General features: G+C 33.6%; 31 protein-coding genes. 15 read left to right on the top strand and 16 right to left on the bottom strand.

Going from position 1 to position 25,304, the window contains the following annotated elements; all coding sequences use genetic code 11:
* Nucleotides 1-2: 2 nt before the first annotated feature.
* From NKOR_RS09090 to NKOR_RS09065, 6 genes are read right to left on the bottom strand one after another with little or no spacing between them, the layout of a single operon-like run.
* Complete coding sequence (locus tag NKOR_RS09090) at nt 3-845, bottom strand: methyltransferase domain-containing protein (RefSeq protein WP_014964057.1); 843 nt, start codon at nt 843-845, stop codon at nt 3-5.
* The gene (locus NKOR_RS09085; protein WP_016939429.1) at nt 842-1,021 is read right to left on the bottom strand and encodes a hypothetical protein; all 180 of its coding nucleotides are present in this window, start codon (nt 1,019-1,021) and stop codon (nt 842-844) included. Before NKOR_RS09085 ends, NKOR_RS09090 begins: the two co-directional genes overlap by 4 nt.
* The gene (gene coaBC / locus NKOR_RS09080; RefSeq protein WP_014964056.1) at nt 1,018-2,262 is read right to left on the bottom strand and encodes a bifunctional phosphopantothenoylcysteine decarboxylase/phosphopantothenate--cysteine ligase CoaBC; all 1,245 of its coding nucleotides are present in this window, start codon (nt 2,260-2,262) and stop codon (nt 1,018-1,020) included. The genes NKOR_RS09085 and coaBC overlap by 4 nt, the downstream gene beginning before the upstream one ends.
* Nucleotides 2,252-3,091, bottom strand: coding sequence for a 3-methyl-2-oxobutanoate hydroxymethyltransferase (gene panB, locus NKOR_RS09075; RefSeq protein ID WP_014964055.1), 840 nt, complete (start codon nt 3,089-3,091; stop codon nt 2,252-2,254). The genes coaBC and panB overlap by 11 nt, the downstream gene beginning before the upstream one ends.
* Nucleotides 3,084-3,848 (bottom strand): 4-phosphopantoate--beta-alanine ligase, encoded by a 765-nt coding sequence (locus tag NKOR_RS09070; RefSeq protein ID WP_014964054.1) that lies wholly within the window; start codon nt 3,846-3,848, stop codon nt 3,084-3,086. The genes panB and NKOR_RS09070 overlap by 8 nt, the downstream gene beginning before the upstream one ends.
* A 9-nt stretch (nt 3,849-3,857) precedes the next feature.
* Nucleotides 3,858-4,769, bottom strand: coding sequence for a pantoate kinase (locus tag NKOR_RS09065; RefSeq protein WP_014964053.1), 912 nt, complete (start codon nt 4,767-4,769; stop codon nt 3,858-3,860).
* 65 nt (nt 4,770-4,834) lie between these two features.
* Between NKOR_RS09065 and NKOR_RS09060 the strand changes: the two genes are divergently transcribed.
* Nucleotides 4,835-5,815, top strand: coding sequence for a phosphate signaling complex PhoU family protein (locus tag NKOR_RS09060; RefSeq protein ID WP_014964052.1), 981 nt, complete (start codon nt 4,835-4,837; stop codon nt 5,813-5,815).
* Here the strand turns inward: NKOR_RS09060 and NKOR_RS09055 are convergent, their stop codons facing one another.
* Together NKOR_RS09055 and NKOR_RS09050 are read right to left on the bottom strand one after the other, a co-directional pair.
* Complete coding sequence (locus NKOR_RS09055; RefSeq protein WP_014964051.1) at nt 5,816-6,331, bottom strand: NUDIX hydrolase; 516 nt, start codon at nt 6,329-6,331, stop codon at nt 5,816-5,818.
* Between the two features lie 24 nt (nt 6,332-6,355).
* Entirely contained in the window at nt 6,356-7,258 is a 903-nt protein-coding gene (locus NKOR_RS09050; protein ID WP_014964050.1) for a winged helix-turn-helix transcriptional regulator, read from the bottom strand.
* Between the two features lie 146 nt (nt 7,259-7,404).
* Here NKOR_RS09050 and NKOR_RS09045 point away from each other — a divergent pair, with 146 nt between their 5' ends.
* From NKOR_RS09045 to NKOR_RS09015, 7 genes are all read left to right on the top strand, one after another.
* A complete protein-coding gene (locus NKOR_RS09045) occupies nt 7,405-8,562 on the top strand; it encodes an FtsX-like permease family protein (protein ID WP_016939427.1) in 1,158 nt (385 codons plus the stop codon).
* Nucleotides 8,563-8,581: 19 nt separating this feature from the next.
* Nucleotides 8,582-9,259, top strand: a complete 678-nt coding sequence (locus tag NKOR_RS09040; RefSeq protein WP_014964048.1) for an ABC transporter ATP-binding protein — start codon at nt 8,582-8,584, stop codon at nt 9,257-9,259.
* Nucleotides 9,259-10,566 (top strand): COG1361 S-layer family protein, encoded by a 1,308-nt coding sequence (locus NKOR_RS09035; protein ID WP_014964047.1) that lies wholly within the window; start codon nt 9,259-9,261, stop codon nt 10,564-10,566. Before NKOR_RS09040 ends, NKOR_RS09035 begins: the two co-directional genes overlap by 1 nt.
* A gap of 39 nt (nt 10,567-10,605) precedes the next feature.
* Nucleotides 10,606-10,938, top strand: coding sequence for a hypothetical protein (locus NKOR_RS09030; RefSeq protein ID WP_014964046.1), 333 nt, complete (start codon nt 10,606-10,608; stop codon nt 10,936-10,938).
* Between the two features lie 162 nt (nt 10,939-11,100).
* Entirely contained in the window at nt 11,101-11,298 is a 198-nt protein-coding gene (locus NKOR_RS09025) for a hypothetical protein (protein ID WP_014964045.1), read from the top strand.
* 55 nt (nt 11,299-11,353) lie between these two features.
* Nucleotides 11,354-11,737 (top strand): hypothetical protein, encoded by a 384-nt coding sequence (locus tag NKOR_RS09020; RefSeq protein WP_014964044.1) that lies wholly within the window; start codon nt 11,354-11,356, stop codon nt 11,735-11,737.
* A 3-nt stretch (nt 11,738-11,740) separates the two neighbouring features.
* Nucleotides 11,741-13,285 (top strand): ABC1 kinase family protein, encoded by a 1,545-nt coding sequence (locus NKOR_RS09015; RefSeq protein ID WP_014964043.1) that lies wholly within the window; start codon nt 11,741-11,743, stop codon nt 13,283-13,285.
* A 1-nt stretch (nt 13,286) separates the two neighbouring features.
* Here the strand turns inward: NKOR_RS09015 and hsp14 are convergent, their stop codons facing one another.
* A complete protein-coding gene (gene hsp14, locus NKOR_RS09010) occupies nt 13,287-13,667 on the bottom strand; it encodes an archaeal heat shock protein Hsp14 (protein WP_014964042.1) in 381 nt (126 codons plus the stop codon).
* A gap of 64 nt (nt 13,668-13,731) precedes the next feature.
* A complete protein-coding gene (locus NKOR_RS10645; RefSeq protein WP_255348570.1) occupies nt 13,732-13,854 on the bottom strand; it encodes a hypothetical protein in 123 nt (40 codons plus the stop codon).
* A gap of 99 nt (nt 13,855-13,953) precedes the next feature.
* On the opposite strand from NKOR_RS10645, the gene tmk reads away from it, so the two are divergent.
* Genes tmk through pyrH form a run of 3 tightly spaced genes read left to right on the top strand, consistent with a single transcriptional unit; the run spans nt 13,954 to nt 16,446 of the window.
* Complete coding sequence (gene tmk / locus NKOR_RS09005) at nt 13,954-14,535, top strand: dTMP kinase (protein WP_014964041.1); 582 nt, start codon at nt 13,954-13,956, stop codon at nt 14,533-14,535.
* 16 nt (nt 14,536-14,551) lie between these two features.
* Nucleotides 14,552-15,766: an HD domain-containing protein gene (locus NKOR_RS09000; RefSeq protein WP_026089910.1), complete on the top strand. Its 1,215-nt coding sequence runs from the start codon at nt 14,552-14,554 to the stop codon at nt 15,764-15,766.
* Nucleotides 15,763-16,446 (top strand): UMP kinase, encoded by a 684-nt coding sequence (gene pyrH, locus NKOR_RS08995; protein ID WP_014964039.1) that lies wholly within the window; start codon nt 15,763-15,765, stop codon nt 16,444-16,446. Before NKOR_RS09000 ends, pyrH begins: the two co-directional genes overlap by 4 nt.
* A 5-nt stretch (nt 16,447-16,451) precedes the next feature.
* On the opposite strand, the gene NKOR_RS08990 is transcribed toward pyrH, so the two are convergent.
* Entirely contained in the window at nt 16,452-16,802 is a 351-nt protein-coding gene (locus NKOR_RS08990) for a hypothetical protein (RefSeq protein WP_016939423.1), read from the bottom strand.
* Between the two features lie 69 nt (nt 16,803-16,871).
* Here NKOR_RS08990 and NKOR_RS08985 point away from each other — a divergent pair, with 69 nt between their 5' ends.
* Nucleotides 16,872-17,426: a hypothetical protein gene (locus NKOR_RS08985; RefSeq protein ID WP_014964037.1), complete on the top strand. Its 555-nt coding sequence runs from the start codon at nt 16,872-16,874 to the stop codon at nt 17,424-17,426.
* 242 nt (nt 17,427-17,668) lie between these two features.
* On the opposite strand, the gene NKOR_RS08980 is transcribed toward NKOR_RS08985, so the two are convergent.
* From NKOR_RS08980 to NKOR_RS08965, 4 genes are all read right to left on the bottom strand, one after another.
* Nucleotides 17,669-18,316 carry a Dna2/Cas4 domain-containing protein gene (locus NKOR_RS08980; protein ID WP_016939421.1) on the bottom strand — a complete coding sequence of 216 codons (648 nt, stop codon included), beginning with the start codon at nt 18,314-18,316 and terminating at the stop codon, nt 17,669-17,671.
* Nucleotides 18,317-18,349: 33 nt separating this feature from the next.
* A complete protein-coding gene (locus NKOR_RS08975; RefSeq protein WP_014964035.1) occupies nt 18,350-18,586 on the bottom strand; it encodes a hypothetical protein in 237 nt (78 codons plus the stop codon).
* A gap of 10 nt (nt 18,587-18,596) precedes the next feature.
* A complete protein-coding gene (locus NKOR_RS08970) occupies nt 18,597-19,634 on the bottom strand; it encodes a V0D/AC39 family V-type ATPase subunit (protein WP_014964034.1) in 1,038 nt (345 codons plus the stop codon).
* A 61-nt stretch (nt 19,635-19,695) separates the two neighbouring features.
* Nucleotides 19,696-20,361: a hypothetical protein gene (locus tag NKOR_RS08965; protein ID WP_014964033.1), complete on the bottom strand. Its 666-nt coding sequence runs from the start codon at nt 20,359-20,361 to the stop codon at nt 19,696-19,698.
* A gap of 129 nt (nt 20,362-20,490) precedes the next feature.
* On the opposite strand from NKOR_RS08965, the gene NKOR_RS08960 reads away from it, so the two are divergent.
* From NKOR_RS08960 to NKOR_RS10135, 3 genes are all read left to right on the top strand, one after another.
* Nucleotides 20,491-22,053: an ammonium transporter gene (locus NKOR_RS08960; RefSeq protein ID WP_014964032.1), complete on the top strand. Its 1,563-nt coding sequence runs from the start codon at nt 20,491-20,493 to the stop codon at nt 22,051-22,053.
* A gap of 72 nt (nt 22,054-22,125) precedes the next feature.
* On the top strand, nt 22,126-22,902 hold the full coding sequence (locus tag NKOR_RS08955; RefSeq protein WP_014964031.1) for a sulfurtransferase: 777 nt from the start codon (nt 22,126-22,128) through the stop codon (nt 22,900-22,902).
* Nucleotides 22,903-22,955: 53 nt separating this feature from the next.
* A complete protein-coding gene (locus tag NKOR_RS10135) occupies nt 22,956-23,120 on the top strand; it encodes a hypothetical protein (RefSeq protein ID WP_016939853.1) in 165 nt (54 codons plus the stop codon).
* A gap of 18 nt (nt 23,121-23,138) precedes the next feature.
* Here NKOR_RS10135 and NKOR_RS08950 read toward each other — a convergent pair whose 3' ends face one another.
* On the bottom strand, nt 23,139-25,238 hold the full coding sequence (locus tag NKOR_RS08950) for a V-type ATP synthase subunit I (protein ID WP_014964030.1): 2,100 nt from the start codon (nt 25,236-25,238) through the stop codon (nt 23,139-23,141).
* Nucleotides 25,239-25,304: the final 66 nt, after the last annotated feature.

Raw genomic sequence — 25,304 nt, 5'->3', positions numbered from 1 at the left:
TCCTAGTGTTTTGCTGTTAAAATTAAAACTTCCCAAGGAAATTCAATTATACCATTCTTTTTTGTGTATGGTTTTGTATTCTCTTTAACCATCTCTTTGAGTTCTCTTCTCTGAGATTTTTCAAGCGAATCTAATTTCTCTTTGATTGGTTTTGCTACATATCTGAGATAATTACCCCAATATTGATCAAAATTACCTGGGCTGTATGGAAAATTGTAATCTTTTACTGTGATTTTTCTAAAGCCTGCTTTTTTTATCTCATCTTTGAGTGATTTTTTTGTTCCAAATCTATCAAAATCTGGAGTTCCAGGTGGAACATAATTTGGGATAAATTGAGTTACAGCCTCAAAAATACTATCAAAATATGGGACTCTATCAGGATGTCCATGAACAGATATTCCCAATTTACCTGATTCTTTGAGGCTATTTTTCATATTTTTTAGAGCTTTTTGGGCATTTGGAAAAAAAAACAGTGCATACTGACATGTGATAATGTCAAATTTTTCTTTAAATGAAAAGTTTTCAGCATCGGCATTGACAAATAATAAATTTGAAGATTTAATGTTCCATTTTTTTGCAACTTTGATTGCGGTAGTTGATGTATCTGCACCAACCACAAATCCAGATTTTCCTGCCTTTTGATTTAGTAATTTTGTAACAACCCCTGTTCCACTTGCAACATCGAGAATATGATCTCCTTTTTTTACACCAACTAATTCAACTAGTTTTTTTGTACTTTGAAATGGGCCTTTTTTAGCTGTTGCCCATCTTTTATGATATCTTGGTGCAACTTCATTCCAAACTGATATGTTTCGTTTTTTATAATCAAATGGCTTTACTTTCAATTTTCTTTAAACTCTTTTAGATCTGATTTTAATGTTCTTCCTGTTTCATGAAAATACTTGTGTTCTATTTCTTTTAGTTTTTCAGCTAGTTTAAAATTATCTGCATGCTTCTTTTTTTGTTGGTTTTTAGTTTCTTTATATTGTGATACTAATTTTTTTAATTCAGAATTTTTCATTTCATTTTCATTTCAATTTCTTTTCTAATTATTTTCACAATCTTCTCTTTTCTCTTCCATCCCGATGTTGTTATTTTTTTGTCATCAACAATTATGATTTGATTGTTATTTGGATTCTTTTGATATTTTGTTCCAATATCATTTGCAATTATAATATCTGCATCAGATTCTTTTAATTTAGTTTTAGCTGCTTTGATTAGAGCATTTTTTGATAGATTTGTTTCAGCCTTGAATCCGACTAGTATGGTATTTTTTTGAGATTTTTTTACCTGATCAATGATTTTTGGTGCTTTTTTGAGCCTGATTGTGAGTGATTTTTTGTTACTCTTTATCTTGGATTTTGATGTATTCTCGGGGGTATAGTCTGATGCTGCTGCTGCCATAATCACAATATCATATTTTTTCTTTAGTTCTGTTTTTGTTGCATCAAACATCTCTTTGTTTGTTGTAACATTGATAATTTTTGCACCTTTGGGTGGTTCTTCACTTCCTGGACCATAAATCAAAGTAACTTTGGCTCCAGCTGAAATTAATTCTGAAGCTAATAACACTCCTGTCTTTCCTGAACTAAGATTTGTTATTACTCTAACAGGATCAATGTATTCTATTGTTGGTCCTGCAGTCATTAACACTTTCTTGTTTTGTAATGTAGATGAAAAACCAAATTTCCTTAACACAAATTCTAAAACATCTTCAGGTTCTGGTGCTTTTGCTTTTCCTTCAATCATTTGGGGGGAAAGAAATTGAATTTTGTTTTTTAGAAACTCAATATTGTTTTTTACAGCTGAATTATCATACATTGATTCGTGCATTGCTAGACACATCAAAATTGGAATTTTAGATCCAAATCCTACAGTTAAAACTGTTGAAATTGGAGTATCATCAATACCATTTGCAAGTTTTCCCAAAGTGTTTGCAGTTGCAGGATATACAATTACTAAATCTGATTGATTGTAATCAGCTAATTTTATGTGTTCTAGCTTACCAGTGAGTTTTGTAATTACGTCATTTCCTGTGGCCCATTTGAAATAATCAGGTTGAATTAGTTTTGTTGCTGCACCGCTTGCTACACATGTTACATCTGCACCATGTCTCATAAGCAGCCTTGCAAGCTCTATTGCTTTGTATGCAGCAACACTTCCTGCAACACATAACACTATCTTTTTTCCTGTTAACTCTACACCGTGTGATGAAACAATATCTAATGATGGGTGATCATTTACTTTCTTTTTAACTGCCAATTTGCTCACGTAATTTTTTTAATTCTTCAGGATCCATTGAAAACCAATTTTCTTCTGCAGGAAATGCACTTGATTCTACGTCATTCTTGTAATCTTCAAGTGATTTTACAATGTCTTCAGATAGATTCATGTATCTTTTTGCAAATTTTGGCTTTATTTTGTCGTACATTCCAAGTAAGTCTTGAACCACTAACACCTGCCCATCGCAATTTACTCCTGAGCCAATTCCAATTGTAGGCACACTCACTGTTTCTGAAATTATCTGTGCAACCTCATGACTCACCATCTCTAATGCTATACTAAACACACCAGCTTCTTCAAGTTCTTTTGCATCTTGGATTAGTTTTATTGCAGCATCTTTTGTTTTCCCTTGTACTTTGTAACCTTGTGACAGCATTGTTGTTTGAGGTTGTAATCCAATATGACCCATAACAGGAATTCCAACATCAACAATTGCACTAATTGTCTCTGCCATGATTGAACCTCCTTCTAGTTTAACTGCATCAGCTCCTGCTTTGATTAATCTACCTGAATTGTTAATTGCATCTTCTATACTTACTTGATATGACATAAATGGTAAATCTGCAACAAGCAACGCATTATCTCGTGCTCTACTAACTGCTTCAGTAAACATAGACATTTGATCCATTGTTACAGGAATTGTATTCTCATAACCAAGCATTACCATTCCTGCACTGTCTCCAACTAGTAATACATCAATTCCTGCTTTGTCACATAGTGATGCTAATGTGTAATCATAACCTGTAATTACTGAGATCTTTTTCTTTTCTTTTTTCATATTTACAATGTCTTGTACTGATTTATGCAACTCTTGCCCTCCTTGTCAGATTATTTCTTATTTGGATAACATTTTCTGTTAGGTTTTTCTTGTTATCAAAATTTGAAATTATTTTTTCACGACCTTTTCCATTCCTTTTTGATATTTTTTTAGACTCAGAAATTAGTAATTCTATTGCTCGTGTAATATTATCTACAATTGTAATATCTGCAGTTTGTGAAGTTCGTGAAAGTGGATTTAGATCAAACGTAATGACTGTTTTTCCTGCATTTCTTAGTGCCATTGTTCTGTCTCCGTCTTCTAATGGCACAACTACTACATCAGCTGCAAAAATTCCATTTTTATCTACTATCCTTCGTGCTGAATCAATTCCTGGCAATCTTGTAGAGTCTGATGGATTCGTGCCTAGGATTTCTTTTGCCCCATTTTTTTTGAGAATTTTGATGATTGCCTGTTTTCTTTTTTCATTTGTATAAAATAGATTTACTTCAAGTTTGGCTTTGACTTGTTTTGATAGTCTTACAATCTCTTTTGGACACAGTGCCGCTACATTTCCATTAATTGAGATTACAGGTCGTTTAGCCTGAAGTAATTGAGCAGCTGCTGCCTTTATTGCCAGTTTTGCAGCCTTATTTGTTTTTTCTCCAAGTAGGTAGTCAAATGCCTCACCTCTACCTTGAGCTAAAAGACCTTCTTTTGCAACCAATCCTTTGTCAAAACCATTAACTAGTTTTTCACGAATTAAAAGTGACTTTGCTCTTGGATGTGACTTTGGAATTAATGTCATATGTTTCAATTAATTATTAAGAACTCTTGCTCCAATATCGTCTAATTCTGATTTGATTATTTCTCCATCAGAATATTTTTGTAAAATTTCTAAAACTTTATTTTCATCTTCTTTTGGAACCATTGAAAAAACTGTTTCACCAAAAAGTGCAATTCCACATTTAATATTATTTTGAATTAATTCATCTACAATTTTTTGCATTCTTGGTGTCATTACATCTACATACTTTGCAAATTCTAGTGACATGTCTTGAAAGTGTTTATAGTCTTTTGATTCTAATAATCTGTTAACCATCTTTCCTCCGAGTCCATTAATTTGAGACAGTCTTTCTTTAATGAATTTGTTAGTTGAAATCGGTGAAAAACAAATCATAATGACTGAAATCTCACCTGTAGTAATTTTTTCAACTGTTCCAATTCCTGGGGCTCCTGGTTTTACACGGATTTCAAATCCTCCATAAAATGAAGCTAAAACATCTCCTAATCCAGTTTTACAATTCACTTCTGCATTATGTGCAATTTTTCCAATTGTGTTTTTATCTAATTTTGTATCAAGTGCTTGATCTAATGCAAACGATAATGATAATGCTACCGCACTACTAGAACCTAAACCATACCCAACTGGAATTGAAATTTCATGTTCAATATCAAAGAATTTATTTTTAAAATCTCCAATCTTTAGAAATTCATTTAATACATATTCTGAAATGTCTGTTTTATCTGATTGGTATCCCTTTGTTGTGATTCTAAAGTTTAATTTATGACTATTTTTCTCATCAACTGTTACTCTGGTTGTAACACCTTGTTTGATTGAAAATCCTGCTCCCATTGAACCTAGACTTTCTAAATTATTTTGATCGTTTTCTAAATGGGCCTTGAAGAAACCTGTGATGTGTGCAGGACAAAATGCAATTCCTTCCATTGATCTGAGTTTAAATTTTACACAAAATATAAGAATATGGCTTAAATTAATTAAATTAGTATAAATTGACTAAATTTGTAAGACGCCTACAAAGAATTGGAAGTAGCATACTAGTTTCACTCCCAAAGGAGTGGGTTGATGCAAACAAATTAGACAAAAGTAGTCAAGTTGAACTCGAAACTGGCCAAGATAGTATTTCAATTTCTGCAAACAGAGAAACACGTCCAACAAAAGAACTTGTAATTTCATACCCCTTACCAAAAGAAGAAAATATTGTAGCTGATATTACAGGTGCTTATCTTTTAGGATATGATATTATTGAGATTATTTCTGATTCTATGATTCCCGGAGAAGATAGAGAAAAAATTCGTAATTCTATGAGACGACTTGTTGGAATGGAGATAATTGAAGAGGACGCATCACACATTAACATGCAGTTTCTATTAGATTCTACCACTCTTAATCCTGAAAAAATTCTCAAACGTATGAGTTCAATTGCACTTGGGATGTATAATGATGCATCTAATGGTCTAATCACTGATGATAAATCAAACTTACAAACATTATCAAAACGTGATGTAGAAGTAAATAGACAATATTTCTTACTTGTACGATTAATTCGTAGTACACTTGTTGATAAAAGGTTAGCAAATGCATATAATTTAGAAAATATTGATGTTCTTGATTACAGAGTTGCAGCAAATATTCTTGAGAATGCTGGTGATTCTATTGTAGAACTTTCTGATTTTATTTACAACTCTTCTCTATCAAAGGAACAATACAAGAAAATCTATGATGTTGTAAAAGACTTTAGTAAATTAGCAGAAAAATCAATTGATGCTTTTACAAAACCTGATAGGCTTTTGGCAATTGAGGCAATATCGCTACATAAAAAATTTGAAGACAAACTTGGTAAACTCAGAGTCACATTAGGCAACAAAAAAGAAATTCCAATTGATTTTCTTGATATGGTGTTTATGTTTGAAAGAATTGCTCAGTCTTGGGCTGATGTGGCAGATCTTGTTCAACCAATCTATAATGAATAATTAGTATAGTTTCTTTTTTGCAGCATATGTCAAAACTGCACATATGGTCTTTGAATCCTGGATTTTCCCAGACTTTATCATACTGAGTAGTTTTTTCATATCTACTTTTACTACTGAAAGAATCTCATCATCATCTAGTTTCAACTCGGCAATTTTCTTCAATCCTGAGGCTACAAAACAGTGGATTATCTCTGAGTTATAACCAATTGATGGATAGTATGTGATTAGCGGAGTCATTTTCTTTGCTCTATATCCTGTCTCCTCTTCTAATTCCCTAAATGCACATTTGATAGGATGCTCTTTTTTTTCTAATGTGCCTGCGGGAATCTCTAAAACATACCCATGTGGAAATCTATGCTGTTTTACCAAAATTACTTTTTTATCTTCATCAAAGGCTAGCATGGCAGCAGCTCCTCTATGTTCTATAACCTCTCGTTTTACTTTTCTACCTTCTATCTTGCCATCATAAACACTAAGACCTAAAATTTTACCTTCGTAGATCTTCTTTTTCTTCATGCAATTTCATAAAATCATTATTATTTAATTTGTTTGATATGTAAGATGCAATTTTGATGATTTCTTTGACTCTTTGATTGCATTTTTGATCCAATTTGTATAAAATGAAATTTTTTTAGGAATGAACAAATCTGTTGATTTCACATTTTTTCTTGTTCTAATTTTTTGTGCTAGTTCATCCATTTCAAATATGCTATTACTGTACAAAAATAATACAATTTGATTTTTTGCAATAAAAGGAATTTGTAAATAAGATTCTGAAAATGTATTATTCAAATCTTCTAATGTTTCTTTTAAATCCCCCTCAATCCATGTAAGTACTGCATGTGGAATAAAATCTTCAATTTTTGTAGGATCATAAATTAAAGTAAATTGAAAACCATTATTGTTATGTAATTTTTCTATGCATCTTGTAATTGTCTTAGTTGATAGATCTGTTTTCTTTGCAATTTTCTCAATTTTTTGTCTTGGTTCTTTAATCAACTCTTCTAAAATTTCTAAATCTGTTTTTGTTAAATTAGAATTAAACTCTGAATTTTCAGCTTCAAAAATTGACAAGACTCTGAGATCTTTCATTAATTTTTTTGCAAGCTCTATTTTTTGTTTTAAATTTTCTTTAATAGCGATACCACATACTGTAACTCCTCCCACACATGGGACAACTATGTAAGGTTCGCCCACTAAACTGACTTGCTCTATTATCTCTTGGATATTTTCTCCTGATACTACAAAATACAAAACACCATTACCTAAAATTGGAGGTTCGATTTTGAGGAAAAATTTCTCAATAACTCCTCTTTCTTGCATTTTTTTTATTCTGACACGTACTGCTCCTCCTGAAATTCCTAGTTCCTTTCCTATCTGTCTATCAGATTCTCTACAATTATTGAGCAATCTGTTCAGTATTTTCATATCTAAATTGTCCATTTTATCATCCTTGATACTATTCTACAATTCATAGTTAACCAATATCATATAAAATTGTCTATATTATTAGCACTAGACATTATAAACATTATATATCAGACTATTTTATTGATCCCGTGGAATATCGATTAAGATTAGCAAAAAGAATGTTGTTTAACAAAAAAGGAAGTTTGATTGGTGCAGTTTTAGCTGTCACCATTGGGATTTTAGTAATTCATGTAAATTTTGTAATTTTTCAGGGATTGTTTGATGCAATTGTTCGAGATATTAGTGATTATAGAAATGGTGACATTCTTGTAACTGATGAGGCAGATTATATCGATAAATCAGATTTATCTATTGTAAATTGGTTTGAACGAATTCCATATGTTGAAGCGGCAACGCCGCGGCTTTCATCAACTGCTGAAATGAATATGACAAAGAATGGAAAACTAATTGAAGAAACACGAATTCCTATAGTTGGAATTGATCCTTTTAGAGATGTTAGGGCATCCACTGTCCATGAAACTGTTTCAGAAGGAAGCTATGTTTTTTCAAGAAATTCTATTGTATTAGGTTCTAATGTTGCAAGAGATCTTGGTGGAGCTCAAGTTGGTGACAGTGTAAAAGTTCTAGTAACTGACAGATGGGGAGAGGATCAAATAAGAAGATTTACTGTTTCAGGAATTGCAAAGTCACCTGGAGGTCAAGGATTTGATTATACAGCAGTTGTTCATATTGATACTTTGCGTGATATGATGAATAGACAAGGTGATACGGGATCCTTTATGGTAAAACTAAATGATCCTACAAAAGCATTTGAAGTAAAGGAATTTTTCTTGCGTTCGTTTCCAAATGATGATTTTATTGCCGAAACAATAGAAGAATCAGCTGAAGAACAACTTGCTGGTTTTAGATCTGGTATTGCAATGATTAACATGATTGGTTATTTTGGAATGATGTCTTCAGCTTTTGCTATTGTAACAATTCAGATGATGTTAGTAAATGGAAAAACCCGTGAAATTGGTGTTATGAGATCTATTGGAGCTAAAAGAAAAGATATTCTGATTATCTTTATTTTCCAAGGTATGATTATTGGTGCAATAGGTGCCGGTGTAGGCACAGCCGCAGGCTTGGGATATACTTTCTATGCAAAGGAAACCAAAATGTCTTTTAACAATAGTTTACCTCTTGAAGTAACTTACAATTGGGAGAAGATAATTCAAACTGCTTTAACTTCTTTTGTTTTAGCTATTATTGCATCGCTCTATCCATCGTATAGGGCGACTAAACTATTACCAGTGGAGGCGATGAGAACTGTCTAAGGTATTAGAGATTAACAATTTGACTAAAGTCTATGGTGAAGGCGAGAATAGAGTCAAAGCTCTTGATAATGCAACTCTTTCAGTAGAACAAGGTGAAATTGTTTTAATTGTTGGAAGTTCTGGTTCAGGAAAATCTACCTTACTTAACATGATTGGTTTGCTTGACCGTCCCACAAGTGGCAAGATCTTCATTGATGGAACTGATACTACTACTCTTGATGACGACAAAATATCTTCATTTAGAAATAAAAAACTAGGATTCATCTTCCAGTTTTCAAATTTGCTTACTGACCTAACAGTTTTGGAAAATGTGTTGCTGCCAAGACAAATTGCAGGAACAAATAACACTGCTGAAAAAGATGCAAAAGATTTGCTAAAAGCAGTTGGATTAGAAGATCAAATGTATAAACGTGCAAACAATATTTCAGGAGGACAAGCTCAAAGAGCAGCAATTGCAAGAGGATTAATCAATAAACCCTCAATTGTTTTGGCAGATGAACCAACAGGAAATCTTGATTCTGTCACATCTGAAACTATCGTTCAACTGATGAAGTCTATGGCAAAAAAACTCAACCAAACATTTGTTATTGTTACACACGATCGTCAACACTTTGGTGATGTGGATAAAGTAATTACGATAAAAGATGGCAAGGCCTTTGAGGGAGATATGCCATCTGAAATGGAGGTTTTAGCATAATGAATCAAAAACTATTCTTTATGTTACTTGGAATTTTGGTAATACCACTATTCATAGGAAATTCATATGGGCAAATTACATCTGGTGGGTTTGGAGATTCTCCTTTTGAAAGAGATTTCGGTGACGTTAAATTCTTAGATGCATATTTTGGCACATTAAATCAGAAAATAGAAGTTGAGGCTGGAGATAGCAATGTTCCATTTACTGTAGTCTTTGCAAATGTCGGAACTCAAGATATCACAGGAATCAAAGGACAATTGTCATTACCCTTTGGTTTTTCTGCATCTGATGGTCCTGGATCAATAATTAAAGCTGATAGTGATTCAAACTCTCTAGCGGGAGAGACTTTCCATCTTACATTCTTTGTAAATATAGATAAAAATGTCAATATTCAGCAATATCCTGGAACTGTCAAAGTCGATTATTCTAGATTAAGAGAATCTGGTGTTCGAACTGCGTTTGAAGACTTTGATTTCAAGGTAACAGGTGACAGTGTGATAAATGTAAGAGCATTAGAACCATTTCTCACTTCTCTGCGAACAAACAATGTAGTAATTGAAATTGCAAATGATGGAACAGCTCCAATTTCCAGTGTTGATATTGTTGCATCTAATACACAAACAGAACGTGCATCAACTACGTCATCTACTACTAATGTAGAGAATGTCGTAATCTTAGAATCTAATTGGGATGTTGGAAACATCGAACCAAAGTCTACTAGACATCTTACTGCAACAGTGTATGTGCCAGAAGGACTCAAAGATGATACTTTGAGAATTCCTTTGTCCATATCGTACTATAATGCTCATGGTGATCAACATGTGATTTCAAAAATTGTTGATTTTTACATTAAAGGACTGATAGAACTTACAATATTCAATGTTGATGTTATTGAATTATCTGGAACACAGATGGTAATTGGAGAAATCATCAATGAAGGAAATGAAGATGGTTTGTTTGGATTTGTAAGTCTTGAACCTCGTGGTGATTCAAACATTAAACCAAACACTCAGTTTATTGACGAAATTGAAGTTGATGCACCTGTACCATTTAACATTCCAATTGAATTTGATGGTGAACCAAAATATGGGGAACATGACATTACAATTACCGTAAGATACAAAGATAGTGTTAGAGATGAGCTCTTTGTTATTGAAGATGTTACTATTCTTGTAAATGAGCCTTCAAATGATGATGAATCTGGTCTAGATTCTACAATGATTATTGTTCCAGTTGTAATTGCTATTGCTGTGGGAATTTACGTAATGCGTAGGCGTAAAAAAACTACAATTGACGCCAGTGATTAAATTTTTAATCTTTATCTGTAGACTAGAGAACGATTCAAAATGAGACTAAGTATTATTGTTATTATTTCAGTGTTAGTGATAGGGGCCGTTGTTGCTGTTTCTGGTTTTATCACAAATCAAGAAATTGCAGATATTCCTAAAATTTCAAATCAATATACAAATTTGGAGAACTACAAAAATGAATTAGAAAAAATTAATCAGTATAATAAACAAGTTTTAGCAGATTTAGAAAACCAAATAAAAAATTCTGATAATGAACAACTAGAAAGGCTTAATGAAGAAATTGAAGTTGTAAAACGAGTAATTCGTGACAATAAAGCAGAACTCGAACAGGTAATCCAAAAATTATCTGAAATGAAATCTAATCCCTGATCTGAAAATCAATTCAAAACTTATATCATAATTGTCTGATATTATATTGGGAATCTATATGGCAAAGGGAATATTTCTATTTCTAGCTGGTAGTATTGTGGGATTTATTACGACCCCACTATTGTAATTTTTTTCTAAATTCATATAGTAACTATCAAAATTATGAATTTAGTGGAAATTCATAGAAAACTAACAATAATTGGTTCTATTTTGTTAGTTGTTACATTTCTTATCAATAACTATCACCAACAAACCCATCCTGGAGTTGGATTCAACTATGCGTATATTCCTGGAATTGCTATGCTCATAGCCTTTAGTATTAGTTTTGTAATTTTTACAAAAGACAGGCTCAAAGATTAATTTAGAATTTTGTCTTTTACACTAAAAATATAAGCAATTACTAGATCTTGCGATCATGCCATTTGATGAGATTGAAGTTCCAAAAGAATTACGTGAATTTATGATTGGCGGAGCAGAAGAAACTATTCTGGGACAAAAAAATGGAGCATTAAAACAATATCGTTATGGTAATTTACACATTAGAGAATATAATGACAAATTTCTAGTACATACTGATAAAATTGATCCAAGAAAAGATCCTGTTGGTCACCTTGTTTATGATGCACCTGAAGTTTTGATTGGTTTAGCTTGTGCAATTTTTGGAGGAACTAAAATTGCAAAATCTGTTTTTAACAATAATTCAAAAAAACTTTCTTTAACATCTGGATTAGTTTCATCAATTATCTCAGGATACATTGGATATGTTGCATCAAAAAAGGTCAAAGACTATTTGGAGTAAGCAATGTCTGCTGGAAGAACAATTTATGTATTGGTCAAACTCTTGCCATCTATTTTGGCTCTACGTAAAGATAGAAAAAAATGGGCACAACAAGAAAAAAATACAATAGATTCTGAACAATTTAGAAAAAATGCACGAAAAGCTCTTGACACTTTTGTTTCTTTGGGACCTGTATACATCAAACTAGGACAATGGCTATCTTCTAGAGCAGACATTCTGCCTCAACCATATCTTGAAGAATTATCTAAATTACAAGATAGTGTACCATCTGCTCCATTTGAACAAGTAAAACCAATCATCGAAAAAGATTTGGGACCAATTAATGAAAAATTTGACGATATTGATACAAATTCTATATCTGGTGCATCTTTAGGACAAGTGTATCGTGGTTCTATCTCTGGTCAGCAAATCGTCATTAAAGTAAAAAGACCTGGTATTGAAGAAATTGTACGAGAAGACCTCAAAGTCTTAAAGAAAATTTTGCCACTAGCTTTGAGATTTGTTGATCCCAATCTTAGATATTCTGCAAAAGCCATGCTATCTCAATTCATTGAAACCATTCGTGAAGAGATGGACTATACAAACGAATCTGAGAATCTGAAAAAAATCAAACAAGATATGGAAAATAATGATAAAGTGCTAGTTCCCTCCGTTTATGACGAATATTCATCAAAAAACGTTCTAACTATGGAATATTTGCCTGGAATCAAGGTTACAAATGTGCAAGCACTTGATGAGAAAGGTGTTGACAGAGAGCAATTAGTGATTGATGTCCATAAGGTCTTTTTTACAATGCTTCTCAAACATTCCATTTTCCATGCAGATCCTCATCCAGGAAATATTTCAGTAACTGATGATGGAAAACTGATTCTATATGACTATGGAATGGTAGGGAGAATAAATAATGAAACAAGATACAAACTCATTAGGCTGTATCTTGCATTAGTTGAAAAAAATCCTCCTAGAGTAGTCAATGCAATGGCAGAATTAGGAATGCTTACTCCTGGATACAATAGACAAGTTATCGAAAAAGGTATTGAATTATCAATTCGTGCAATGTATGGAAACAAACCTGATGAGATGGAAGTTCAAAGCCTAATGGAACTTGCAAATCAAACGATGAGCAAATTTCCTTTCGTTTTACCAAAAAACCTAGCTTTGTACATGAGAATGGCATCAATTATTGAAGGGATTTACAAAACACATGATGTTGATTTCAAGTTTGTCAAAGTCTTGCGAAACATACTGCAAGAAGAAAACATGATCCCAAAAGCTTATGTTGAAGAATTAAAGATTTCATTTGAAAAATTTTCTAAATCAATTGATTCTGCATTACGATTAGGACCTGAAATGGAAAAATTTATGGATGAAGCTGAAATCTTTATGCAAAAAAAGAAACCTATGGTCTTTCTTGGTGGAAGTATTTTTGCATCCGCAATTTTTGTTGGTTCTGTATTGTTATACCAAACAAATGAAGTTCTAGGAATGACTGGAATGCTTACTTCTGGTTTGATAATGATATGCTCTGCAATTTTTAGAAAACACTAGTTTATTCTATTGAGATATCTTTTCCTTTCTTGGTTACAGGAATTACAAGCGTTAACACACCATCTTCGTATTTTGCTGAATCAATTTTTTCTTCTCCTTGTTTGATATCTATTGGAAGTCTAATTTTTTTATCAATGATATTTGGTCTCTGTTTTAAAATCAATGATTCAGATTCTTTCTCATCTACTTTTTTGCATGATTGAATTGAAAGAATATCTCCACATAAAGTAAGTTTGATGTCTTTTTTTGAGAATCCTGGAATGTCAATAATTACTTTAAGATTATCCGAATTAAGATACATATCAATTGGTGGTAAAACAAACTCATAGAATTCTCGTGATTTGTTTCCGATCTCTTTTATCACTTCTTTTACTAGTCCCATTTCGTGTTATGTGGCAAATTTTTGGTTATAAACCTTAATGGAAATTTTGGAAAAACAAAAAAGTTTAGGATGATTTTGAGCCTTCTAAAACTCCGGAATCTCCATGAATTCTATCTATATGCTTTGAAAGGTCATCTTTACTCTCAAAAATTGATTCGCAATAAGGACATGTGTACTTTTCAGCCATATCTTGAATTATTTTACGAAGATATTAAACAATTCGTAAATTCTCAAGAATTTGCTTTGATAGATTTTTAATTAATTAATTTCTCTGTTCTGATAACTTATGATAATTGTAATTGAAGGCGGAGATCAAGCAGGAAAATTAACACAATCAACTATGTTAGAAAAAGCACTCAAAAAAAGGAAAATCAAAACTAAACTATTTCATTTTCCAGACTATACCACTCCTGTTGGAAAAGAAATTAGAAAATATCTTGATGGAAAAAGAAAATTTCCACCACAAGTAATTCATTGTCTTTTAGCTGCAAATAGGTGGGAAAAATTAGACCAAATATTAGATGCACAAGAAAAAAATTCTGTTCTTATAATGAATAGATATTATCATTCAAACCTCATCTATGGTTTGGCCAATGGTATGAAACAAAAATGGTTAGAAAATCTAGATGCAGGGTTGCCAAAAGCAGATCTGGTGATCTTGCTTGATGTAACTCAAAAAGAATCTTTTAACCGACAAAAAACCAACCGAGATAAATTTGAAAAAAATAAAGAATTTTTGAGAAAAATTTCTAAAATCTATAAAAATACTGCAAAGAAAAAACATTGGAAAATAATCGATGCGTCAAAACCTAAACAAGAAGTACATGAAGAAATTATGAAAACATTTTCAAAGAAAATAGGACTATGAAAAAAATTATCTAGACATAATAGATCCGATTCATGATTTTATACGAGTATATGACCATGAATTATCCATAATTGATAATCCGATTTTTCAGAGATTAAGAAGAATAAGACAACTATCTGGAGCTCATCTAACATACCCTGCTGCTCAGCATACAAGATTCGAACACTCTCTTGGAGTTATGCATATTGCAAGTCAGGCAGGTCACACATTAAATGAGAAAGGATTTCTCAAATCTGATGATATTGAGATCCTACGATTAGCAGGTCTTTTACATGATATTGGTCATGGACCATTTTCACATTTATTTGAAGAGATAATTCAAGAAAAGAAAATCTCTCATGAAGATTTTGGCAAAGAGATTATTTTAAAATCTGAAATTGGTGACATCTTGACAAAAAATGGATTTGATAAAAAACTTGTAACAAAAATTGCGTTTGGTGATTCAAAATTTCAATACCTAAACGAAATTGTTTCAGGCGCTCTTAGTGCAGATATGATGGATTATTTACTTAGAGATGGATATTTTACAGGAGCAGAACATGCAAAAATTGATCATAAAAGAATTACACAATCCCTTGATGTTAATAAAAAGAAACTTGCCTTAGAACGTTCAGCATTGTACTCTTTTGAATCAATGATGCATTCAAGATATCAAATGTTCAAAGCAGTTTATTTTCATAAGACCGTCAGAGCAGCTGAAGTTATGTTACTTGAGGCATTAAGATCTTCAGATGATGAATTTGGATTTTCCACTTTTAGCATAGATGAATTTATCCAACTAACAGACGAATACATTCTTTCTAGTTTAATATCATCAAAATCTTCTAAATTGAAACGAGCAAGAAAATTTGCACAAGACTACCAAAATAGAAAATTGTTAAAATGTGTATTTGAGAGTATTCTAACAAGTAGAAAAAATCTAAAGAAAACAAAAACAAACGAACTAAGAACTATCATTTCTAAAAAATCCAAAGTTTCAGAAAATGAGATTTTTGTTGATAGCTCAGTTACACCTTCAATTCCACTTGCACCATCCAAAAATGAATCAAAATCTGTTATTCTGATCACAAACGAGAACGGAAAATCTTCTGCAAAAGAGATGCCTATATCAGAAATTCCTGTTGTTTCTGCTATTTCGGGATTCATGAACATTCTTAGAATCTATACCTCTCAAAAGAACAGAAAAAAAGTTGAAATTGCCGCAAAATCCATCATTGGTGAACTAGAATGAAAAAAAGAATTGTAATCAAATTATCTGGTAGAGTTTTTGCTATGGATAATGTTAAACTTCTAAAAGATTGGGCAGAATTCTTAGTAAAAATCAGCAAAGTTTGTCAGCCTATCATTGTTGCTGGAGGTGGAAATATAGCTAGACATTACATTAATCATGCAAGATCATCTGGTGCAGATGAATCAACTCTTGATGAATTAGGAATTGAGATTTCTCGACTAAATGCAAAACTCTTGATTTATGCTCTAAAAAATAAGGCATATTCTCATCCACCAACCACTCTTCAAGAAGTTAGACATGCCGTAGATGATGGATTAATTGTTGTTACAGGAGGGTTACATCCTGGTCAAAGTACAAATGGTACTGCAGCATTGATTGCTGAAAAAGTAAAAGCTGAGCAATTTCTTAACGCTACTGATGTTGATGGAGTCTATGACATGGATCCAAACAAATTCAAAAAAGCAAAAAAATTCAAACGAATTGAACTAAAAAATCTCAAAAATATGTTAGTTCATGAGGATTCAATTGCTGGAGGATATGATTTGATGGATATAGTTGCTCTAAAAATCATTGAGCGCTCAAAAATTAAAACACGAATTCTTAAAGCCAGCCCAAAAATTATAGAAAAAGCCATTAAGGGTAGCAATTTGGGAACTGAGATAATTATTCCAACAAAATAATTTTTTTAAGATTCATTTTGAATTGTAGGTCTTGTCTCTGACCAAATCTGAATCTCTTTTCCTGCATATTCATCCATTCCTAATTCTCTGAGTTTTTTGTAAATTGATAGAGCCTCTTCCTTTTCTACTGCCTTTGATTGAGCTTTTGTGTATCCATCATTGTCTACAATTATAGCTACATATCCTTCTGGCGAATTGATTACTGCAGTAAAATCTTCATCTCCAACAGGCTGAAAATTACCATCAATTTTTTTAGTAGTTAAAGTTAGCATTCCAAACCCTGCTGCTTTAAACATCTTCATTTGTGATTTCCCTGCTCGTTGTTTTCCCTGTTGTACTGCTTGAAAATACTGCATAATTTTTTCTACTCCCAATGGTATAATAACTATCTCAACATTTAAGATATCTAAAGAGTCTTCAAAATTATGAATCCTAAGGTTTTTGTTGGAATTGCAATTGCAGCACTTGCTGCCGTATTAGGTGGTATTCTTTTGATGGGACCCTCAATTACTTTAGAATCTAAAGAACAAACCGGTAACACTCCAATTGCTTCCCAAGTAGAACCTCTTCAAATTACATTAGAAGAGATTAATGTTTCAAAAATATCAGAGCGTTCTGCTACAATTGATATCGCATTTAAAATTTCAAATCCTAACACTCGTTCTATGATTGTTACAACTATGGATTATCAATTATTTGAGACAGGGTATTCTGAATCTGAGCAAATAGGTGGAGGTCAAATTGGACATAGGGCTGAAGGAATGGTTGAATTCGGTTCAAACTACTATACTTTGCTTGGTGAAAATTCTATCATATTGCGAGATGAAATTGTGTTGAGAAATTCTGGTAATACTCCTGAATTGTGGTCTGCTTTTGAATCTAACGCTAATACTTGGAAAGTTTCTGGTGATGTGTTTTACAATTTGAGTTCTATGACAAGTGGACAAGAAAACCAACTTCATTTTGAATTTACCCAATAGTATCATAAAATTTTAAAATTATGATAATTTGTTTTTAGAAGCAAAATATTGGCAAAGTTATAAAAGCCATTTCATTGGGCTTTTATCAAATGGCAGAAGCAGGAATGGCCGCATTCGGCGCAGCAGCAGGAGTCGCAATTGCACTAGCAGTAGTGTGTTTCGCTCTTCGTGGTAAAGGACACCCTGAACCACTAGATTAAACAAAGGAATTTTTCCTTTACAATATTTTTCATTTATCTAGGTTAATCTTTTTTGCCTAGTCCTAACATCTCTGATAGGGATACCTGTTTAGTATTCTTCTTTTTTGTAAAACATCTTTCATAATATTGACACTCACTACATTCAGTAGATGGCTCTAAGATTGGTACTTTTTGTTCTTTGAGTAGATTGTTTAACACTCTCACTCTACGTATAGTGTCTTCAAACATCTTTTTGTTACGTGTTAATGAGAATGTTGTTTCTTTTCTATCTCCTGTAATGTATACAATAATTCCGTCTTCTTTGTCATATATCCACATACATGCATTAAGATACAACACATCACTTGCATGAGGGTTTTCTAATTCTTCAGTAGCTGATCTGAATAAAAGAATTGCATCATCTACAATCATATCTGCTTGTCCTTGGAGTTTGATATCATTAATATCAAAATTCTTTGGGTCGCTACCATATTGCAATTTTCTTAATAATCCTGAAAGAAGCTCGTTGAATCCCCTCCTTTCAATTTCTTGAGGATCTATTCTGTCATAATACGAACGTCTCATACATCGGACGACTTCTTGAAGGTGTATAGTTTGGATATCTTTTGAATCTATATCAATTTCTAATTCATTACCAATTGATTTTATTGCATTTTGAATGGTAGTTCGAAAATCTCTATCTCCCATCATGATGCATTACCTTCTCCTTTCATCTCTTAAGGTTTAGCTCATGATCTTGGTAATGGCCTTTGAAATCCTGCCTGAAAATGCTAGTATCACAAAATGTACTCCAAAACCAATTACAGCCCCAATGACTAATTCGCCTGTGATAAAGTAGATTCCTAGGAATAGTCCTAATGGTGGCAATGTGAAAATCATTGCCAAAAATGAACTAACCCAGATTGTATTTACTAAAACTTCTGCAGAAACATTGGTTTTTTTCTTTGAAGGATTAAACATCTCAGAATTCCTATTCTTCTTCTAGGATTAATTTTGACATTGTTGTCTCAGTTGGAATCTTTTGTTCCACTGCAAAAGCAATGGCGGCTAGATTTCTTACCTCAAATGATGTTAATTTGGTAATCCCAACAATTGTTGCAAAGCTAAACATCTTTGTAAATGATCTAAGTGATGTTCTATAGATCATCATCTCAAAGGCTCTTTCAAATTCAGCAATTGCATCTAATTCATTTTCAACTTGTGGTACAAGTTCTTTGTATTTTGTACTGGATAATTCATTGAATGCATCTCTGACAGTTCCTGCTGCCATCATTCTTCCAAGCAATTCTCTTGCAGGTGGACTTGTGTGAATTATCAAATCTTGAATTTGGTCTTCTTGCAATCCCCAAAACTTTCCTCTAATAACACTGAGAATATTGTAAAAGTCAATATCCATTGCAACTAATTTTGTTGCTTCTTTGTCAGAATAATTCTTCATTGCGCCAGCTAGATGTTGATATAGAATTTTATCAAAATAGGTGTCAATAATTTGGACGTTCTTCTTCTCATTGTATAGCGCTGCTGCTTTTGCAATTTCTTCTCCAAACTGAACAGAGTTTAGACTTGCAACTGCTTCTTCAAAATCTTTGGCAACCAAAGCTTTGACAACAATATCTCTTTGTTTGATTAATTCTTCAGCATGCAAATTTACATGAGTTTCAATCTCTTCTTGCGATTTTCCTAATACCTTGCCTTTTAGAATTTGTTTTAGATTTGAGACAATGAATTTCATGTAATATGCATCAAGTACACCAGAGTTTCCTGATGTTTTTGCAATAGAATAATGGATATCTGCTAATTTACTTCTTAGGGCAGATTCGATACTCTGAGAGGTAAATGGCTTTTGGACATCTGCTACTGCTTCTCCATAAACAGTATTTTTGATTCTAGTCATTAACTCCTCTAAATCTCTAGATTCTGCTAATGTTTGAAAATCTGCTTTAGTTAGTAATTTACCCCTTTTACTGTAGGCCTTAACAGAAGCATAGACATTCTTAGAACCGCCCATTTCGATCAATCTCAATAGGCAACGGATTTTAATGTTTGGCGATCTAGTTTAGGAACAAATTCTAAGTGATTTTATCAAGAAATTTGATGGCGTCTTCTTTTTCTTGTTTTGAGAGTTTGACAAAGGCTGATAGAATCTCTTTTTGAATAATTAATGATTCATCTCCAATGTATCTTAATTTTGAGAGATCAAATGGCAGAAGGTCCTTGATTTTATTATCACAAAATGCCTTAACATATTTTTGAAAAATTGAATATGTGAAGTTAGGGCTAGTCTCTAAAAGACTGGATAGAATTTTCTCAAACTCTTTTTCTTTAGGTTCAGACTTTGCAAAAAACTCAGCTAGTAAATTTTCCCTATTTTTGACATCATTTATTGAAAGAGCAATTAAAATCCCTCTCTTTGTAAGGTGATAGTATGGAATGCCTTTTTCCTGCAGAGCTTTAGGTCCTCTTTGTAGAGGCAATCTTCCGTCTTCTTCTGCAATTCCCATTGGGAGGAGAATTTCATCTAAATCTCGAAAAATACCTGAATAGATATTCTTCCAAGCAATTCCTTGTTTCTTTGCCATTTTTTGTGAGATCCCTGTTCTGGTTCTTTCAGCCGGATTGGCATTACTTGCAAGAATTCCTATGATCGCTCTCTGTCGTTGAGCTTCTCCTGTTAGATCATCTCCCTTGGTTTTGAAAGTATCAAATATTGCTAGTTTAGTTTCTGATTTTCCCATGTTCGTGTCCCATTAACATAATTTTCATATTTTATGTTACTATCAGAATATACTAAAATATAATAATTTACTTTTTTAAATATTTTGGAGTCTCCAACCCTTAAATAAAATCCAATTTCGATAAATTCAATGAATTCTAGGAACTACAAGTATGCTCTATTACTTGTAGCCGCAGTATCCATCACAGCAGCAGGTGCAATGTCACAGGCATATGCACAAAGTGTTGAAGATGGTATGGACGGATATGTCGCAGGAACCAGTGGAATTTACACTGGCAATCCTAACGAATGTTGGTATGATGATGGCGAAGGCAACATGCTACCTTGTCTTATTGATACAGGTGATACAGCATGGATGCTCACAGCAACATCATTAGTACTCTTCATGTCTCCAGGTGTCGGTTTCTTTTATGGTGGCTTAGCCAGATCAAAGAACATCGTCAACGTACTTGGTATGACTCTCATTGTTATGGGTCTCATGTCAGTACAATGGGTTCTATGGGGATACTCACTAGCATTTGGCGGAATTGATAATGACGCAAACATGTTCATGGGTAACTTAGATTATGTTGGATTCAACATGGTATCTCACTATGCACCATTAGGTGAAGTGGGTCCTTGTGCTGACACATGGTCTGCAGCTTATCAAATGAATGCGATGGTAGACGGTGAATATTGTAGTCAAGGTTGGCCAGGTACTGTACCTCACCAATTATTTGCAATGTTCCAAGCAACATTCGCTATCATCACACCAGTTCTAATTATTGGTGGTTTGATTGACAGAATCAAATTCAGCGCATTAGTCATATTCGTACTCTTATGGGGAACCTTCGTTTATGATCCAATAGCACATTGGGTCTGGGGAGGAGGATACATAGGAGGAGGTGCAATAGACCTCAATCCAGATCTATCACCATCGTATGCATTAGACTTTGCTGGTGGTACTGTAGTACACATTTCTTCAGGATTTGCTGCATTGGCAGGAGCCTTAGTCCTTGGCAGAAGACTTGGATATGGCAAAGTGCCAATGGAACCACACAACATCCCAATGGTTGTCCTCGGTGCAGGTATCCTATGGTTTGGATGGTTTGGTTTCAACGCAGGAAGTGAAGTAATGGTAGACGGCATTACCGTCAGCGCATGGACTGTTACAAATACCGCAACTGGTATGGCTGCAGTTACTTGGGTCTTGATGTCATGGGCACATACAGGAAAACCAAGTATTGTTGGTGCAGCATCAGGTGCAGTAGCAGGATTAGTAGCAATTACTCCAGCTTCAGGTTGGGTAGGTCCAATGGCTGCAATTATTATCGGTATTGCAGCTGGTACAATTTGTTATGCAAGTGTAGCATTCAAAAATTCACGCAAGTGGGATGACGCATTAGATGTATGGGGAGTACACGGAATGGGTGGTCTTACAGGTGCAATTTTAACTGGTACATTAGCAAGTCCACACATCTGGGATACTGGAGACGGTATTGGTGCATGGACTGGCACTGCAGAAGGAATGGAACAGCAAGCAATCAGCATCATTGGTGCTGCAATATCAATAGGCTATGCCTTTGGTGTTACCATAGTAATTCTCAAAGTAATGGATGCCGTATGGCCTGGCGGAATCAGAGTCACTCCTAAAGAAGAGGAGATTGGTCTCGATTTGGCTCAGCACGGAGAAAGAGCATACGTAAACGAATAGAAAAACCCTTTTCTTTTCTTCTTTTTATTATTTAATCCAAATCAATTTAGATTTGATCATTTTATCCAATTCATGTTAATCTCAACAACCAAACTAGATTCTATTCTAAATGATCCTGATGTAATTCTTACTGATACTCGTTCTTTCAAAGAATATTCTGAAGGTCATATTCCAGGAGCAGTTCATTTGGATCTATTTGCATTTCATTGGATTGATACTACAAGACAAGGAATTGAGAATTTCAATAACCAGTCAAAATCATTACTATCTTTTCTTGGAGTAACACCTGAAAAAAAAGTCATCTTTTATGATTCAGTTTCTGGAATGCTTGCAGCTAGAGGTGTTTGGATGTTGATGTATTTTTCTCATCAAAATGTTATGATGCTTGATGGTGGGATCACAAAATGGCAAAAGGAAAATCTTCCACTTGAAATAAAACCAAACGGTTTCAAACCATCTGAATTTTCAGGCAAAATCAACACTGGCATAATTTCTGGATTTGAATATATCCGGGACAATCTTACAAATCTCAAAATTCTTGATGTTCGTTCCTCTGGAGAATATGATGGAGATACAATTCGTGCTGCTAGATCAGGTCATATTCCAAATGCAATCAATATTGACTGGAATAAAAACCTCAAAGAAGATGGGACTTTCAAAAACGATGATGAATTATCAAAAATGTATGATTATCCAAAAGATACTGAAATTGTAACTTATTGTCAGGGTGCATATAGGGCTGCCAACACATTTTTGGTTTTGAAAAAACTTGGATTTGAAAATGTCAAAGTTTACCTTGGTTCTTGGGGTGAATGGGGAAACAGATTGGAACTTCCAGTAAAACAGTAATCCTTGTTTGAAATCTCACAGATCTTTTTATGTATCATATCACTATATTCAACATGGGATTTCTAAAAAAACTCAAAGACACTGCTGAAAAAGGTGTTGAAAAGGGAGCCGACCTTGGTAAGAAAGGTGTTGAAAAAGGTGCAGAACTTGGAACCAAAGGATATGAAGGAACAAAGGATGCTGCCAAAAAAGGACACGATAAAGCTAAAGGTAACTAAGATTCTTTTTTTTAAATTTTATTTTCTTTTCCAAATAAATTGGTTGTAAATCAATTCTGGTCTGATTTGTCTAAATGACTGTGAACCGCCCACATACCACTTTGTAAAGAATTCATACAAGTGCAGCCTGAGTGACTGAATGTACACGATTAATCCTTCAATCATCATAATTCCCAAGTTTCCTCCAATTATCATTGCCATTGCACCTCCAGATTCTGCTCCCCCAAGTGAGACGAATGCATTGTTTACTGTCAATAATAGCGCCGCGTGTACCAGTAACATAATTCCAAGTCGGGCATAACTAATTGTGTGAGCTAAACTTTCTACTGTTTTTCCAAGTAATACTTCCATGATAACACTTGCAGGATCTGCGCCGTCTTCTGGATGTTTCTTTGCGTGCATTACGCCGCCAACCATCATGATAACCATTGATGCAATTACTGTAATTACTGCAATTCTAGTTACAATCCATACTTGGGCCCAATCACCTAAGAACATTGTAACCCATGGAACTGATTCTGTGTGAACTTTAGAATACATGTTCATTACATCATATTGTGAACCAATTGCACACATCATGATAACGACAATTCCGCCATAAAGTGTGATGTTTGGAATTGCTTCAGTAAACATTACCATCTTGTGTCCTTCTTTAGCTAATCTGATAATTCTCAAAGTCATTGCCCAAACAAGATGTACAATTCCTAAGAATAATGAAACTTTAAGAATATCAATTACTTGTTCAAATGTTAATTCTGCAACACTCAGGATTCCTACTAACCAACTGACTGAATGTAGTGCTCCACCTTCTTCTAACAATCCTTCAAATGGGCCCATGTGATCAAGGTGATAGCCAAACGCTTCCCCTGCACCCACACCAGCTATTGCTGCTGCTGCACCAGAAATTGCAATGAGCATTCCCCATCTAGAAAGCTCTCCTTGTCCTTTTACTTTGAACAAAAGTCCCATTCCCATGAGTAATAATCCGTGACCCATATCTGCAAACATCAGTCCATAGAAAATTGGCCACATTAGTGCAATCATTGGTGTAGGGTCTGGTTCTCCTGCTTTTGGAATTCCCTGACTTTTTGTAATTACTTCAAATGTTCTAACAAATCTCTTATTGTCAAATAATGTTGGAATCTGTTCCTTTAGTTTTGGATCAGTAATGTCTTCTACAACTGATGTCCATTGTTTTGTTGAATCTTTGAACTCTGATTCCATCTTTGCTGGAATGAACCCCTGTATCACTGCAAAATTTTTGGTTCCACCTGGTTTTCTCAAGGTTTCAAGAACATCCTTTGCAACCATGGCTTTCTCATGAATAGCCAAAATATCCCGTCTGTTTTTCTTTGTTAATCCTGCTAACTGTTTTTTGATCTTTGTTTGTTTCTCAGTTAATTCTTTAATTTTTGATTCAGCAAGTGCATATGCCTCACTGGGAACTTGTGGGAACCCTTCTGGAATTTTAAATGAATTGGAGTTGAAACTTCTTAAGACTTTGAGAACTTTTTCAGAATCTGCAGTATCTGAAATTACTAGAATTGCAGATTTTTCCTTGTTATCCAAGTCATATTTGTAAATTGTAATGCCTTCAAGAGAGCGATTAATTTCGTCATAATCTGCAGTGTCAATAACAAAGAGATTTGTGAAAAAATATTTCATTAAACCAAATCCAGAAATATCCATGTTTAACTTCTTGATGATTTCTAGGGTTTCTTTGAGCGAGGTATATTCATCAATTGATGTTCTAGTATTTGCAGCCTCTTCAAGTAATTTTGCCGGTTCTTCGATAATTGATGGTGCTTCTTTTTCTAAGTCTGCTACCATCTCTTCAATTTCATTAATTTCATAGTCTTTTTTCTTGATTACAGTTCCCTTGAACATGATCTCCATAATTCCAACAGTCAAAGGAATTCCCATTCCTTTTACAACATCATCAATTGATTGGAATGTTTGTTGTGCTTTTAACAAAAGATCATCTATTTCAGGGGTTACCAGATCATTTGCAGAATCTACTTTGTGATACCATTCAAACTCAGTTAATCTTGAAATTGCTTTTGGAGACTCGCTTCTTGGCAAAATTACACTTCCAAGTTTCAGATCGGCTGTTCCCAAGACAAATTTTGGGTATTTTCATTGAGTTTAATATCTTTCTGATGTCATCTTTCCCAAACATTAAAA

It is taken from the genome of Candidatus Nitrosopumilus koreensis AR1, assembly GCF_000299365.1.
GTDB lineage: Archaea > Thermoproteota > Nitrososphaeria > Nitrososphaerales > Nitrosopumilaceae > Nitrosopumilus > Nitrosopumilus koreensis.
The sequence above is the reverse complement of the archived record's forward strand: the minus strand, read 5'-3'. Positions and strand labels throughout refer to the sequence as shown.